Annotated in this window: 13 protein-coding genes; 6 read left to right on the forward strand and 7 right to left on the reverse strand. The window is 52.1% G+C overall.

Going from position 1 to position 15,603, the window contains the following annotated elements:
• Positions 1–7 precede the first annotated feature (7 nt).
• Positions 8–592: a DNA endonuclease SmrA gene (gene smrA / locus J6J28_RS02985; protein WP_301719839.1), complete on the forward strand. Its 585-nt coding sequence runs from the start codon at positions 8–10 to the stop codon at positions 590–592.
• Between the two features lies 1 nt (position 593).
• The gene (locus J6J28_RS02990) at positions 594–1,295 is read left to right on the forward strand and encodes a hypothetical protein (RefSeq protein ID WP_301719841.1); all 702 of its coding nucleotides are present in this window, start codon (positions 594–596) and stop codon (positions 1,293–1,295) included.
• A gap of 19 nt (positions 1,296–1,314) precedes the next feature.
• Here the strand turns inward: J6J28_RS02990 and J6J28_RS02995 are convergent, their stop codons facing one another.
• Positions 1,315–2,613: a dicarboxylate/amino acid:cation symporter gene (locus J6J28_RS02995; protein WP_301719842.1), complete on the reverse strand. Its 1,299-nt coding sequence runs from the start codon at positions 2,611–2,613 to the stop codon at positions 1,315–1,317.
• A 205-nt stretch (positions 2,614–2,818) separates the two neighbouring features.
• Positions 2,819–3,415 (reverse strand): Yip1 family protein, encoded by a 597-nt coding sequence (locus tag J6J28_RS03000; RefSeq protein WP_301719844.1) that lies wholly within the window; start codon positions 3,413–3,415, stop codon positions 2,819–2,821.
• A 191-nt stretch (positions 3,416–3,606) separates the two neighbouring features.
• On the opposite strand from J6J28_RS03000, the gene miaE reads away from it, so the two are divergent.
• Positions 3,607–4,389 (forward strand): tRNA isopentenyl-2-thiomethyl-A-37 hydroxylase MiaE, encoded by a 783-nt coding sequence (miaE, locus tag J6J28_RS03005; protein WP_301719845.1) that lies wholly within the window; start codon positions 3,607–3,609, stop codon positions 4,387–4,389.
• Here the strand turns inward: miaE and lpxH are convergent.
• Together lpxH and J6J28_RS03015 are read right to left on the reverse strand one after the other, a co-directional pair.
• Positions 4,346–5,101: a UDP-2,3-diacylglucosamine diphosphatase gene (lpxH, locus tag J6J28_RS03010; RefSeq protein ID WP_301719846.1), complete on the reverse strand. Its 756-nt coding sequence runs from the start codon at positions 5,099–5,101 to the stop codon at positions 4,346–4,348. The genes miaE and lpxH overlap by 44 nt on opposite strands.
• An 8-nt stretch (positions 5,102–5,109) precedes the next feature.
• Complete coding sequence (locus J6J28_RS03015) at positions 5,110–5,610, reverse strand: peptidylprolyl isomerase (protein ID WP_301719847.1); 501 nt, start codon at positions 5,608–5,610, stop codon at positions 5,110–5,112.
• 134 nt (positions 5,611–5,744) lie between these two features.
• Between J6J28_RS03015 and cysS the strand changes: the two genes are divergently transcribed.
• Positions 5,745–7,127 (forward strand): cysteine--tRNA ligase, encoded by a 1,383-nt coding sequence (cysS, locus tag J6J28_RS03020; protein WP_301719848.1) that lies wholly within the window; start codon positions 5,745–5,747, stop codon positions 7,125–7,127.
• Between the two features lie 22 nt (positions 7,128–7,149).
• Positions 7,150–8,679, forward strand: a complete 1,530-nt coding sequence (locus tag J6J28_RS03025) for a M17 family metallopeptidase (RefSeq protein WP_301719849.1) — start codon at positions 7,150–7,152, stop codon at positions 8,677–8,679.
• Positions 8,680–8,715: 36 nt separating this feature from the next.
• Here J6J28_RS03025 and J6J28_RS03030 read toward each other — a convergent pair whose 3' ends face one another.
• The 3 genes from J6J28_RS03030 to J6J28_RS03040 all read right to left on the reverse strand — a co-directional run bounded on the left by J6J28_RS03030 (position 8,716) and on the right by J6J28_RS03040 (position 13,719).
• Positions 8,716–9,114: an acyl-CoA thioesterase gene (locus J6J28_RS03030; RefSeq protein WP_301720790.1), complete on the reverse strand. Its 399-nt coding sequence runs from the start codon at positions 9,112–9,114 to the stop codon at positions 8,716–8,718.
• Positions 9,115–9,157: 43 nt separating this feature from the next.
• The gene (locus J6J28_RS03035) at positions 9,158–11,428 is read right to left on the reverse strand and encodes an alpha/beta fold hydrolase (RefSeq protein WP_301719851.1); all 2,271 of its coding nucleotides are present in this window, start codon (positions 11,426–11,428) and stop codon (positions 9,158–9,160) included.
• A gap of 98 nt (positions 11,429–11,526) precedes the next feature.
• Complete coding sequence (locus J6J28_RS03040) at positions 11,527–13,719, reverse strand: TonB-dependent receptor (RefSeq protein ID WP_301719852.1); 2,193 nt, start codon at positions 13,717–13,719, stop codon at positions 11,527–11,529.
• A 175-nt stretch (positions 13,720–13,894) separates the two neighbouring features.
• On the opposite strand from J6J28_RS03040, the gene J6J28_RS03045 reads away from it, so the two are divergent.
• The gene (locus tag J6J28_RS03045) at positions 13,895–15,529 is read left to right on the forward strand and encodes a M28 family metallopeptidase (RefSeq protein WP_301719853.1); all 1,635 of its coding nucleotides are present in this window, start codon (positions 13,895–13,897) and stop codon (positions 15,527–15,529) included.
• The last annotated feature ends 74 nt before the right edge of the window (positions 15,530–15,603 follow it).

The following is a 15,603-nucleotide window of genomic DNA, read 5'->3' on the forward strand; positions in this document are numbered from 1 at the left end:
AGTAGTTATGAGTGACGATTTTGATGAGTTTTTACAAGAAATGGCCGGGGTAAAACCCCTGGCCAGTGATGTCATTGAACCTCAGAAAGCCAAGCCAACGGCGGCGCAGGCTGCCCGCAGGAAAGCGGCTGAGAAGAATCTGGAAGATGATATCAATTACTTGTCGATGGAGTTCGTCGACTTCGTTGAGCCTGAGGCGATGGTGGAGTTCCGTCGTGATGGCGTGCAACACGGCGTATTTAAGCGTTTAAAGCAAGGGCAGTACACGATCGAGGCGACCCTGGACCTGCACCACCATTCTTTGCGCCGTGCTCGTGAAGCGCTGTTTGAGTTCATTCAGCTTTGTCACCGGCGCGGAGTGCGGTCGGCGATTGTGGTCCATGGTATGGGGCGTCATTCCAAACCTCATCCGGCGTTACTTAAAAGTTACGTGGCAAAATGGCTGCAGCAGCTTGAACCCGTAATGGCCTACCATAGTGCGCAACGGCACCATGGCGGAGCCGGCTCGGTGTACGTGATGTTGCGTAAAAATGCGGAACAAAAGCACGAAAACCGCGAACTCCATCAAAAGCGTCAGAAACAAGGACTCTAACATGAACAAATTTCTTTGGCTCGGAGGGGTTCTGGCCCTCGCTATGTCGGGCTGCGCTGAAGCCGTACCCGAGCAAACCTTGTCTGAACGCGTTGCGCAGCAACTTACGGAACGTGTCGATAAAAATTACGATGCAGACTTTAGTTACAGTGCTTTTGAATTGAACACCCTGACCGCCGAGTTACTGGCCACCGATGTTGGTGTGAAAACGCGGGTGCCGCAACTCGACGCTGGCCTGAACCAGTTGCTATGGGCGGAGCAAGTCCGGTTAAACGGCGACTGGCTGACTCAGCAACAGCAACACTTGCGCCTGGAACGCGCACAAATCAGCAACGCGCAACTGACGATTGCCTATTACGGTGAGGGGCAGTCAAATCTTCACGACCTTATCGACAAGGTACAGGCTCAGTTACCGGTGCAACGTGCCAGTGAGGAAGTTTTCTGGAGTGTCGATGCCGTGACTCTGGAAGATGTCGTAGTGAATCTGTTTGATCAGGGTAAGCCCGTGCTAAGCGTTAAACTTAAACGCTTGGAGCTACCCCCGGTGCATAGCCAGCAAACCAGCCAGGAATGGGTAGACAGCGTTTTAGGGCCATTACTCGAGCAGCTCATGCAGCAAGCCATACGCGGCAATACTGAAACTATGACCGTCGATACCCGAGAATTAATGCGTTTTGTCTGGCGGGAAATGGGGGCGTTTTAACACGCCCCCTGGGTTCGATTTACAGCTGATCTGCAACGTCGCGTTCTTTCAGGTCGGCTTCACTGTCATTAAATATTTTCTCATCCAGCTCACCCTCGCTTTTCGCAACCACTAGGCTCACCATCGCATCACCGGTGACATTCACTGAGGTACGCGTCATATCAAGTAAGCGATCGACACCAATAATGAGGGCAATACCTTCCACCGGTAAGCCAACTTGTCCAAGGACCATGGCCAGCATAATCAGGCCAACGCCAGGTACGCCTGCGGTGCCGATACTGGCAAGTGTTGCGGTCAGTACTACCATTGCGTAATCGGCAATACTGAGGTCGACAAGGTAGACTTGCGCAATAAAAACAGTGGCGACACCCTGCATAATTGCAGTGCCGTCCATGTTGATGGTCGCACCCAGTGGCACCGTGAAAGAACCGATACTGTTATTGACACCAAGCCGTTTAGTCACGGTTTCCAGGGTGACTGGAATGGTTGCGTTACTGCTTGAGGTACTGAAGCCGAAAATCTGCACTTCGCGCATTTTTTTCAGGAAGATCCACGGGCTTAAACCTGTCAGTCCTTTGAGGATCAGCGAGTAGGTGACGACCCCGTGTAAAATCAGCACGAAGAACACCAGCAGGAAATACTTGCCGAGACTGAAGATGGTCTCAAACTGAGTCTCGCTAAAGAGTTTCGCCATCAGCGCAAAGACACCATAAGGGGCCAGATTCATCAGAATAATGACAAGTTTCATGATGACTTCGTTGAAGTCCTCAAAGAAGCCACGTAAGCGGTCACCAGGTTTTCCGACCAATGCCATCGCAATACCAAACAGCAGCGCAAAAACGATGATTTGCAGCATATTACCGCTGGCCATAGCCGAGAACGGATTCTTCGGGAACAGGTCGATAATCACCTGAGCCAGAGAAGGCGCCTGACTTGGCTCAAAGGTGGCATCGGATTGTAATTCAACGCCCGCACCTGGTTGAATGAGGACCGCAGCGAAAATTGCGAATGAAATCGCAATGGCGGTAGTTACCATGTACAGACTTACCGCTTTACCGCCGAGTCGACCGAGTTTACTTGGGTCGCTGATGGAGCAGGTACCGACCACGAGTGATACAAACACTAATGGCACTACCAGCATTTGCAGTGAACTGATAAATATTTGCCCAACGACGTGGAACAAACCTTTGGTCAGGTAGCCTTCGACGAAAAGACTGTCTGGAAAAAAGAGTTTCAAGAAGAAGCCGACGGCGACGCCCGAAAACATACCGATGACGATACGCGTTGTTAAGCTGAGCTTTTTGTTATTATCCCGCATACATTTACCTGTCGTTGAATGGTTTAATCTGGCACAGACTATCAGAAAATTGGCAATGATTTTACTATTGTACGCACAAGCCCCCGCAAAACCCTACAAACTTGCGATAAGAGGGCCAGGTTAGCCGACATTTTGATTTGCAGGGCGCATAAAAAAAGCTGACAGAGGCCAGCTTTTTAAAAAGAATAAGCAGAGCTTATTTTTATTACATGAACTGTGGCATGAAGCCATTGGTCCAGACCATTGCCGAGGTCACCATCAGGACGACAAGCATAATAAGGCCCGCGGTAACCACTGAGCTGGCATAAATAAAGCCGCGCTCTTCGGGAATATGCATAAGGATAGGGACGCCTGAGTAAAGCAAATACACGGAGTAAGCGACGCCGGCTAAGAAAGCCATAGTAACAAACCACAACTCAGGATAAAGTGCGGCAACTCCCGACATGATGGCAGGCGTTGCTGTATAAGCGGCAAGCTCCATGGATTGGGTGAAGGTTGGCGCAGCACCGAAAGTTTTAGCCATCCAGTGAATTAAATATGCCAGTGCAAATGCAGCCACAATGATGCCCACGTACATAGCAACTGCCATGGTAATCGCACTACTTTGTGTCAGGTAAGTCTCTTCACGGGCGCCAATACTCCAGCCAAGTACTGCAGATGCGTAGTAGGCCGCAGCACAGGGTATTAATGCAACAATAAGGATATGACTTAAGGCAAAGGTCATACTCTCATGACGTGCGTCAATACTTTTCCACTCTTCGCGAGGGTGTGCGTACAGTCCCCAAATGTGATTCAAAATCATGGTGAACCTCTACTTCTCGTTGTTTTGTAAAATTTATTATTATTTTTTTACGCCGATTTTGGGTCGACTTACTATCTATATTGGTCGGATTTTCAGCAGAGTCAAGGCTTTTTCAGTGACAATTCCGGCAATTTCTTAGTACACTAGCGCGCCAGTCTTTTGATGATTAACTTTGTGATTTGGTCTTCCCCATGAACTCAGCAGCTATCGAACAGCTCTTATCGCCCGTACGTGATTTTTTAAGGTGTGAAACTCCTGCCGAGTGGCTGGCGGAAGCCGAAAAGCCAGAGAACTTATCCATCCTGTTATGCGATCATATGGTGTGCGAGTTAAAAGCTGCGCAAAGTGCGATGCTGCTCATTCGCCGCTACGCGGTAGACCAGGAAAGTGGTGATGCGTTGTTACAGTGGCTGCAACCTTATGAAGATTTTACCTACCGGATGCGCGGCGACTGGCGCGAGTTGAAGCATCAAAAAGGCCTGAAAAAAGCCATGACTGCGCGTGCGGACAGCCCTTATAGCCAAGCGTTGATTGATAAAATGGTACTGCTTATTAAAGAGGAGCTGCACCATTTCTATCAGGTGCTGGAGATCGCCGAAAGTCATGGTATTCAGTACCAAAACGTCAGCTCGAGCCGTTATGCGCGGGAGCTGCTGCGGCATGTGCGAACCCATGAGCCCGCTACGCTGGTCGATAAGTTAATTTGTGGTGCTTATATCGAGGCGCGTTCCTGCGAACGCTTCGCCAGACTTGCACCACGGCTGCCTGGGCCTATAGGCGAGTTTTACGTGTCATTGCTGCGTTCAGAAGCACGGCACTATCAGGATTACCTGACCCTGGCAGAGCAGATTGCGACAGCAGATATTGCCAGCAGAGTGGCGTTTTTTGGCGAGCAGGAAGCGCAGCTGATTCAGTCAGCTGATGAAGACTTTAAATTTCACAGTGGTCGGCCTCAGGCAAAGGCTGTTGTATAAGTTGGTAACCCTGAGCCGTAACTTTGAGCATACTGCCCTGAGTGTACCAGTCGCCAAGGACAATGCGGGTTGCCTGGCGGCCATCGGGTAGGTCATGCTGGTGCACCGCAGGGCGGTGGGTATGACCATGAATCATTTGCTCTACATCAAACTTCATAAAATCATGAATCACCGCATCCGGGTTGGCATCCATGATGGCAAGTTCGGCTTCACTCAAGGGCCCCTGCGTTTTACTCGACGCACGTAATTTATTGGCAATCCGCATACGCAATGACAGTGGCAGGCGCAACAGTGAACGTGTCAGCCAGGGTTTACGTATCCAGCGGCGAAAGCGCTGATAGCTGTGGTCGTCGGTGCAGAGTAGGTCGCCATGCAGAAGCAGCGTCGGCGTGCCGTATAAATCGATGACGGTCGGGTCATCAAGCAATTCAATTCCGGTGGCGTTGGCAAAACGTCTGCCAATAAGAAAATCGCGGTTACCGGCAATGAAATAAGTGGGGATGCCGTGGTCAGTAAAACGGCGCAATTCCTGTTGGACCTGCGCCGCAAAACTACTGGTGTCATCATCGCCGATCCAGGCATCGAAAAGATCGCCCAGGATAAACAGCTGATCCGCGGCCCGCGCTGAATCGCGCAAAAAATCAAAAAACAAATGCGCGATATCTGGCCGGGCCGGGCTCAGATGCAAATCAGAGATGAACCAGGTTGCCATGCGTGGTGTTACTCACCGTCAACCGTGGCTTTCTCGATGACGACGTCGTCTTTTGGCACGTCTTGATGGAAACCGGCCTGAGTGGTGTAGACCTGACCAATTTCTTCGACTACGTCCATACCGTCGACAACTTCACCGAAAACGCAGTAGCCCCAGCCACCCATGCTTTCATTTTTAAAGTTCAGGAACTCGTTGTCGGCCAGGTTAATAAAGAACTGGCTGGTCGCCGAATGTGGATCTTGAGTACGGGCCATGGCAACGGTGCCTTTTTTATTTTTCAGACCGTTGTCAGCTTCGTTATCGATCGCTTCATGAGGGTTTTTTTGCACCATTTCTTTATTGAAGCCGCCACCCTGAATCATGAAACCTTTGATGACGCGGTGAAACAGTGTTTCACTGTAAAAGCCTTCGCGTACATAGCGTAAAAAGTTCTCAACGGTTTTCGGGGCTTGTTCCGGGTACAATTCCAACGTAATCGCACCATGATTCGTGTGCAATGTAACTTGCATGAGGTCACTCCATTTTCAGACTGATAGATTAGATATGAAATAAATCTGGCAACAGTTTAGCACTGTTTGTGAGAAGGCTACACCATGCGTTATCATAACCAGCTTAAGAACCTTAGTTTGGAGTCGTAAATTGCATGTTGACCATTTTTGATACCCTGCGCCGTAGTAAAGAAGCTTTTCAACCGATCACCCCTGGCGAGGTGAAGCTCTATGTCTGTGGGGTGACGATTTACGACTACTGTCATATCGGTCATGCGCGCACCTATGTCGCTTTTGACGTTGTCGTGCGTTACCTGCGAGCTAAAGGTTACAAGGTGACTTATGTTCGCAATATCACCGATGTCGACGATAAAATCATTCGTCGCGCGAACGAAAATAACGAAGCCATCGCTGCCGTGACTGAGCGCTTCACCCAAGCGATGCACGATGATTTTGATGCGCTGAACCTGTTACGCCCGGACATTGAACCTACGGTCACTGGCCATATGGGCGATATTATCACCATGATCGAAACCTTGATCGCACGCGGCCATGCCTACGTCGCTGACGATGGCGACGTGTTGTTTGATGTCAGCAGTTTTGACAAGTATGGCCGCTTGAGCAAGCAAAATCTTGAGCAGTTGCAGGCCGGTTCACGGGTTGATGTGGCACAGAATAAGACCGACCCGCTGGACTTTGTCCTGTGGAAGCGGGCCAAAGCGGGCGAACCCAGCTGGTCGTCGCCGTGGGGGGAAGGGCGTCCGGGGTGGCACATTGAATGCTCGGCAATGAATAAGCGCCATCTCGGTGAACATTTTGATATTCACGGTGGCGGTTCTGACCTGATCTTCCCCCATCATGAAAATGAGGTGGCGCAAAGCTGCTGTGCCAACAATACTGACTATGTGAACTTCTGGATGCACAGCGGTATGGTCCAGGTCGATGCCGTGAAGATGTCAAAGTCGCTGGGTAACTTTTTTACCATTCGTGACGTGCTGGCGGAATACGATGCAGAAACCGTCCGCTATTTCCTGGTGTCGAGTCATTATCGTTCGCAGCTGAACTATTCGACCGATAATCTGGATCAGGCACGGGCGGGTCTGGAACGGCTGTATACGGCACTGCGGGATGCTCCTGAAACTGCTTTCGATGCCGGGCTGGCATCCACTTATACGGAGCGTTTTGAGCAGGCGATGGATGATGATTTCAACGTGCCGGAAGCGCTGCCGGTACTGTTTGATCTGGCCCGGGAAGTCAACCGCGCGGAAACGCCTGAGCAGGCGGCACAATTTGCTGCAATACTGAAACATCTGGGTGGCATACTCGGTTTGTTGCAACAGCAGCCAGAACAGTTCTTACAAAGTGGCGCAACGGGCTCGGAGCCAGACAGTGCCGCGATTGAAACGCTGATCGAACGCCGCAACAGCGCGCGGGCGAACAAAGATTGGGCAGCGGCAGATGCTGCGCGCGATGAGTTGCTAGCACTAGGAATTGAACTTGAAGATACCCCGCAGGGCACACGCTGGCGGCGTATCTAAATTAACAACAACGAGGATAGCTATGGCATTTCCAACAGTTGAAGTAGTTGAAAGTTACAGCACTGCGCATGCCGAATACGACGCAGTGATCTTAGTGGGGGATTTCGCGCAGGCAGTACCGGCGGAATTTGCTGATTTTGTTGAACGTGCAAAAGACTATGACCAACGGGTTGGCAAGCAGCCGTTACTCGTTGCTGCTGACGTTTTTGGTGGCCGTTTGATCACGGCGCCAACGGGTCCGCTGACGCGTGATTTTGACGATGTCCGGGCGTTCTCTGATGCCGCCGGTGCCGGCGCTCGTATTGCTCAGCAAGCTGGCGTTACTAAGCCGCTGCTGGTGGTGTTTGGGACCCAGGACGATGCTCGCTATGGTCAGGCCGAAGCGGTTGCCTACTGGGGTTTTTGCCAGGCACTCTATGAGCCGTTGGAAGCGCGTGAAGCGCTGGGCGAAGAAAGCATTGAAACCATCACTGGAGTGGGCGTGTTAGGCACGCTGGACAGCGACTGGCTGGCTGCTGTCGAAGCCGGTAAGCGGGTTGCCCGCGACTTATGCGGTACCGAGCCTGAGCGGATGGCACCGCCGCGCTTTGCGGAATACTGCCAGCAGGCATTTGCCCATACGCCGGTAAAAGTCACTGTGATTGATGATATTCAACAGTTGCAGCACGAGTATCCACTGCTGATGGCCGTAGGACGTGCGTCGCTGAATGTTGAACGCCACTGGCCATGTGTGATCCGGCTGGAATACAACGCTCCTGCGGCGGAACAGACGCTGATGTTTGCCGGCAAGGGGATTGTTTATGACACTGGCGGCGCTGACCTCAAGATTGGTGGTCACATGGCCGGCATGAGCCGGGATAAAGGTGGCGCGGCGGGCGTTGCCGGTTTTGTCAAAACCGTTGCTGAAATGCGTCCGGACACTGTCAGCGTTGTCGCTGAGTTAGGTGTGGTGCGCAACAGTATCGGCGCCGAAGCTTTTGTTGCCGACGAAATTATCAAGGCCCATAGTGGTGTGCGGGTGCGCATCGGCAATACCGATGCCGAGGGCCGACTGGTGCTGGCTGATTTGCTGTCGCACCTACGGGTGCAGGCCGGAAACTATCCGCGGCCGCAGTTATTCAGTGTGGCAACCTTAACCGGCCATGCAGCTTTAGCGAAAGGCCCTTACAGTGCTTTAGTGCCCAACGGTCCGGCCCGGGCTCAGGGCTTGCCAGATAAGCTGTGGGAAGCTGGTGAGGTGTATGGCGATCCGACTGAAATCAGCTGGTCACGCCGGGAAGACTTCGCTTTTGTGGCGCCACGCACTAAATCTGATGATGTCTTGTCCAGTAACAACGGCCCCTCGGCGACCACCCGTCGTGGGCATCAATTCCCTATGGCATTTCTGACCATTGCGGCCGGCCTTGATGGCCACGGTAATGATAGTGATCATCCGATCCCGTACGTGCATGTTGATATTGCGGGAAGCGGTATTGAGGGGGGCGACTGGCAACATGGTAAGCCGACAGGGACCCCGGTGACCTGCTTTGCTGGTGCCTACCTGCACAAGTAAGGCTGGAAGCACAGGCAAACAACAAAGAACGCCGGATTATTCCGGCGTTTCTATTTTTATCGACTCAAGTTCAGCTTTGGTTTTGCCATGTGGTTGGGGCAGGCGGGTTTCCGGATCGATATGCACAAAGACAATATCATCGGCAACACAAATGTTTTGTTTGGTTTGTTTATTACGTACCACGCAGGTCAGCGCTAACGAACTGCGGCCGACATGTTTCACGCCCAGACCGAACTCAACCACATCGCCCTGATACGCAGATGTTTCAAAGCTGATGGCACCAATATGTTTGGTCACCAGGCTTTTTGCGTCTAACTGGCAAGCAGCAAAAATGTAGGCTTCTTCGTCGATCCATTCGAGAATACGGCCACCGAAAAGCGAGCCGGCAAAGTTAAGGTCGTTCGGCATGACGAGTCGCCGAGAGAGAAAGCGCATCATAAAATCACTCCTTGAATCAAATTGATGCGCTTAGTATATCTTATTGTAATTGGCGCGCAAAAAAGTCTGCGATCAGTCGATAGCGATGAATCGAGGTTTCCCGCCCACGCAGGCCATGTTGTTTGCCCGGATAGGCCATGAGTTCAAAAGGCAGCATGGCTTGCTGCAACGCATAGCTCAGCTTTGCGGTGTGCGTGTACAAGACATTGTCATCGGCCATGCCATGGTAAATCAGCAAGGGCTGTTTCAGTTGCTCGGCATAAGTCAGTACGTCAGCGGCCCGATAGCCTTCAGGATTGTCCTGTGGCGTGCCCATGTAACGCTCGGTGTAATGGGTATCGTAAAGTCGCCAGTCGGTCACCGGCGCGCCTGCCACGGCAGCCTGAAAATGCTGCGGGTGACGCAGGATAAGATGCAGAGCCATGTAACCACCGTAGCTGTGGCCGAACACGCCGATACGATCATCATCAACGTACGGAAGTGATTGCAGAAACTCAGCGCCAATGACCTGATCCTGAACTTCGGCCTGGGCCAGATTGCGGTAGATCACCTGCTCAAAAGCTTTGCCACGGTTGCCACTACCACGGTTATCCAGCTTGAAGACAACGAAGCCGCGTTGCGCCAGGTATTGGCTGAAGTAATCCCCCCAGCTATTGGTGACGCGCTGCGCGCGGGGACCGCCGTAGACCATAACAATGACCGGGTAGGTCTGATTATCCACCATATGGGTTGGCTTAGTCAGTTGATAATAAAGGGTTTGATTATCACTACTCCGCAGCTGTCCAAATTCCGGATAGGACCAATTGGCCAGATAGCTGGAAAGCGGGTGCTTCTCATCAATAATATTCTGGTGTAACCAGGCCACCCGCTCTCCGGTCGGGCCGTGCAGGCTCACCTGCGGTGGCTGGGTGCTGCTGGAAAAACTGTCAATGTAGCTACGTTGGTCCCCGGCAAAAGTGACGGTATGCATGCCTTTGCGTTGGCTGAGTTGTACCGGCTGCCCCGGCGACGCTGTGGTCATACTGGCGCGGTAAAGGTGGCGCTCCAGTGGGCTTGATTTGCGCCCGGTAAAATAAATAAAGCCAGTGGTGTCATCGACGGCACTAATGCTGTCGACTTGCCAGTCGCCGCTGGTTAACTGACGAATCAGACTACCATCAGTGCGATAGAGATAAAGGTGTTTAAAGCCGCTACGCTCCGAGGCCCAGATGAAATGGCGGGAATCGTCAAGAAATACCAAATCATGATGCAGGTTGATCCAGCTGGTACTGGTTTCGGTGAGCACAGCGGTTGCATCTTTCGCGCTGCGCGGTTGCAGGTATAACGTCAGCTGTTGCTGATTTCGCGTCTGCCACTGGTAGCTGACTTGTGAACTATCAGGGAGCCAGTTCACCCGCGCCAGATAACCTTCGCGGTGACGCTCAGGCAGCCCCAGCCAGCGGACATCATCGCTGCTGCGATCGTATAACCCCAAATCAACTTCTGCGTTGGCGCTGCCGGTGAAAGGATAACGTTGTTGCACCAGCTCCGTGCGATCAGCGTAAACATCTGTGCGGGCATCAATGTCGACGCCACTGGTATCAACCCGGGTGAAGGCAATGCTGGCTTCATCAGGGCTCCACCAGTAGCCTGTCATGCGTTTCATTTCCTCTTGCGCAACGAATTCAGCGACACCGTAGCTTAGGGTCGCGCTACCGGAGCCACTGATCTGCCGCAGCTCACTGCCAGCAAGTTCAATACTGTAAAGCGCACCGGCGTGGACAAAACTGACAAAGTTGCCTTGTGGTGAAAAACGCGCATCGGTCGCGTTCATCGTCTCACGGGTAAGTTGTTGTACCTGAAGTTCGGCGGACTGTTCTGCAGTGGCCGCCGCAGGTGTGACCAGATAGAGCTGACCGGCAATTGGAATCAGCAGTTGCTCACCACTTGGTGACCACTGATAGTCAACGATACCGCTCTTGCGAATACGCATACGCTCGCGGCGCGCACGCTCAGCCGCAGACATTTGAGTGGGGTCGGCCACCAGTGCTGAGGAAGCGACCAGCAAACGATGTTGCTGCTGGCGTACATCGTACACCCAAAGGTCATTCACCTGCGGCTGGTCAGGGCTGGCGCGTAAGTAGGCGATATGGGCGCCGTCCGGCGAAAATTTAAGGTTCGCGGGCGCGACCGTGGTGAGATCCGGAGCTGAGAAGATCCGCTCGATGGAGAGCTGGGCACGGCCGAAATTTTCATTACTGGCGGTACTTTGTGCAGTAACTTCGGTAACCAGTAATAGGCTTAATACAAAACTTAGCGCGAGGGCTCGCATGCCTGCTTTCCTTGTAGTCGTTAAACGTAATACGCTACTAGTGTAACAAAGCAGGCTGCAAGCTCCCTTTCACTGCGACAGATCGCACAACCAATGCGCTAGAATTCGCCGCGGATGCCAATACTGAAACTACGACCCGCCACAGGTGCGTCGTCTTTCAGGAACGACGTGTGCACATAACCAAGTTTGTCTGTCAGATTTTCACCTTTCAGATAAATGCTCAGGTTCGTAGTGGCAAAGGCCTGTGGGAACCAGTTGAACTGGGCATTTAACAAGCCATAACTTGGTGTTGCTGATTCATAGGCTGCAGTACGTGTTTGCTGACTATGCCAAATATAGCCGACCTGGGTTTCCCAGCTGCCCTGATTGTAGGTCAGGTCAGTGCCGATGCGCTGTGCCGGTAACCGCGGCAGGTTCTCCTGGCCGTCGGTCGTGTAGGCACGGGTATAATCACTAAACGCATTCAGACGCCACTGATCAGTCAACTGCCAGCGGGCACTGATCTCGTAACCAAACAGCAGCACATCGCGCTGCACGTATTGAATGACAGACAAGCCTTCTTCATGATCGTGCTCGCCTTCAGGCTCATGACCAATTTCTTCTTCGTGCTCATGCTCGTCTTCGTGGCCATGGTCATCTTCGATAAAGAGATCAGCGCTATTCAGGCCGGTAAAAGCCTCATAGATATAGTTATCTATGCGGTTGGCAAACAGGTTGATATGCAGGTGACTGCCATCGGATTCAATATGCGCACCTAAGTCCAGACTATTGGACTTTTCCAGCAGCGGCCGTTCTGTGCCGGCTTCAATCGCATAAGCGTGCTCGCCTTCCTGGTGTAATTCGTAGCCCAGGCCCAATTCATAGGTCTGAGTCGCGAGGTGGGCACCATTGGCGAATAGCTCGTTGGCAGACGGCGCGCGCTGTGCGTGACTGAAATTAGCGTTTAAACGTACCTGCGGATGCCACTGATAACTGACACCAAATGAAGCGGAAACGGGTTCAAACTCGTAACTGGTGGTGCCAAACGCTAGTGTTGGCGCATCAATCGCCACGTGCTCGTAGCGAATTCCGGTTTGCCAGTTGAGCCCGTCGGTTTGCGTTTCTGCCAGCCAAAACAGGCCGTGACGGTCTGTTTCACTCGGCGGCGTGTACGCTTCTTCACCAAAGGCCTGCTGGCTCTGGCTAAAGCCATGGTAACCAATGGCGCCATACCAGTCACCGGTCAGGTGGTGGTTGGCGGTAAGCCGTAATTCGTGCTGCTCATTGGTGAAGGTCGTCGATGGCGTTGAACCTTCAATTTCCTGATGCTGATAATCCGTGTAGCCGTAACGAAGTTCAAGTTTTTCGATGCCCTCAACCGGATTCAGAATACCGGCGTGTAGCTGCACCCGGTCCTGCACCAAATCAGCATAAGGCAGCACTTCTTCTTCAGCGCCATGCTCATCACCGTGCTCGTCTGCGTGTTCGTCTTCAGGTTCATCTTCGTGGCCATGATGATGACCCGGGATACCATAAGTCTGTTCAAGCCGTGAGTACGACAGTCCGGCGTAACCGTTATCAAAGATATAGCTGCCGCCTAAGGTGCCACCGGCCGCATCTACAAAGGAGTTTTCAATGACCGACACGCGCTCACCTTCATCATTGGTGAAGGTGGGTACTTCATAGTTATTACTGCTGCGGTTAAAGCCGTCAATGTGCCAGACGGTCTGGCCAATATCAGTGGTTAAGCCGGCGCTGGCGTCGCTCAGGTTATCAACGCTGGCAAGGTTCCCGCCAAAAAAGCCGCGGGTGTCGCCCACGAAATCCTGGGCGATGCGCTCATCGACCACATTCACCACGCCACCAATGGCGCCACTGCCATACAGCAGGGTGGCTGGGCCACGCAAAATTTCAATTTGCTGTGCTACTGAGGTTTCTGTAGTGACTGCATGATCAGGGCTGCCGCGGGACACATCCGCAGTATCTAAACCGTTTTGTGTAATCTTAACGCGCGGACCATCTAAGCCACGGATGATCGGACTTGAAGCGACCCGGGCAAAGTGTGTACCGGTGATGCCAGGCTCTTTCGCCAGGGTTTCACCCAGTGTGTGTGCTTGCTTTTCACGTAACTCATCGCCACTTATTACTGAAATCGGCTGAGCTGAGTTAAGCTCGGTGCGCGCCAGCGGCGAGGCGCTGATGACGATGACTTCAGTATCTTCGTGTTGATGCTCCTGGGCTTGTTCGTCGGCAGCTGCCGGACTGTTAAACATTTGCGCAAGTAGCAAAGCGAGTGGGCTGTACTTCAACATTAAGTGCTCCTGGGAGGTTGTTTTTACCCTAACGTATGTAATGTTATAATATAACATATTCAGACAAGTTCAAGGGTTTTGAAACAATCCATTACAAAGCTTTGCAACATTCACTCGTTTCTGCTGTTGAGCTTGGTTAGAATCATTTTTTTAGACTGTTGAAATAGGAAGATTTATGCGAATTCGTACGTTAGTGGGTGTAGCGCTCTTGTCGACGGGCCTGCTGGCCTGCACCGAGCAAGCAGCTGCACCCGCGCATGCAGCCGTCAGCGCTGATGCTAAAACCCTGCAGGCGCACCTGGAATTTTTGGCCAGTGATGCGCTGGAAGGACGCGACACGGGAAGTCGGGGACATGAAATCGCCGCGCAGTATATTGTCTCGGAATTTAAAGCTCTGGGCCTTCAACCTGCGGGTGACGATGGTACCTATTACCAACGGATTAAGTTCCGCCGTAGCAGTCTGAAAGAGGGAAGTGCCAACTTCATTGTTGATACGGGCGCGGAACAAGTTGAATTAGAATTCGGCAAAGAGTTCCTGATGGGACCCAGTGCGTACGCCGAAAAAAGTGAAGTAACAGCACCTGTCGTCTTTGTCGGTTACGGTCTGGTCTCAGAAGAGTTTGGCCTTAATGATTACGCCAATGTCGATGTTGATGGCAAAATTGTGGTCATGTTAAGTGGCCGCCCAGCTGATTTACCGAGCGAAGAAGGTGCGCACCTGAATAGCAGCAAAACTCGCTTTGCCGCGGAGCGTGGTGCGGTTGGAGTTATCTCCTTGCATACACCGGCGCGGGAAGAAGTTCGGCCGTTTAAGGTCAGTGCAATGTATCAGCGCGCACCCAGTGTGACCTGGTTGAGTCCCGATGGTGAACCAAACCTGGCTTACAAAAATATCGTCGGTAGTGCTTACCTTGATTACCAGGCCGCGGAGCCTTTGTTCGCCAATGCCGCAATTAGCCTTGATGAAATCTTCGCGCAACTGGAAAAAGAAGAGCAACCCAAGCCTTTCGAACTTGCTGTTGCAGTGACGATGAGCCGGGCGTCTGAACATGAAGAAATCAGCAGCCCTAACGTGGCCGGGATCCTGCCAGGTAGTGATCCTGACCTGAAAGATGAGTTCGTGCTGTACACCGCGCACTCCGATCACATCGGCATGACGCAGGACCTTAGCCAGGATGATCACATCAACAACGGTGCGATGGACAACGCCAGTGGCGTAAGCGTGTTACTGGAAACTGCGCGTATGTTTGTCGAGGCGGAACAAGCACCCAAGCGTTCGATTTTATTCTTATCAGTGACTGCTGAGGAACGCGGCTTGTTAGGAGCGGACTACTTTGCCCACTTCCCTACGGTGCCATTGCAACAGATCGTTGCCAATGTGAATCTGGATATGCCGGTCTTGTTGTATGACTTTGCCGACGTCATCGCCTTTGGCTCAACCCATTCAACTTTAGGTGAGTCGGTTGCTGAAGCTGCGGGCCAATATGGTATTGAGCTGAGCGAAGATCCTATGCCTGAGCAAGCCATCTTTACCCGTTCAGATCACTATCCTTTTGTTAAAAAAGGTGTGCCTGCGGTCTTCCTGATGACGGGCTTTACCGCCAAAGGAGAAGAAGAGAACGGCGGCGAAATATGGGGCCAGTTTTTTGCTGAGCATTATCACCGCCCAAGCGATGAAACCAGCTTACCCATCAATTATCAGGCCGGTGTGGTATTTACCAATATTAATTATGAAATCGGTAAAACCATTGCTAACGACCCTGATCGCCCGCGCTGGTTGCCGGATTCATTCTTTGCTGACCTCGATTAACTGGTAGTGAAAGCAGCTAAACAAAAACAGCGCCATCTGGCGCTGTTTTTGTTTGTGTCAAAGCAACCCGAAGG

Origin of the sequence: Pseudidiomarina terrestris, assembly GCF_030466375.1 — a bacterium.
GTDB classification, from domain to species: Bacteria; Pseudomonadota; Gammaproteobacteria; order Enterobacterales; family Alteromonadaceae; genus Pseudidiomarina; species Pseudidiomarina terrestris.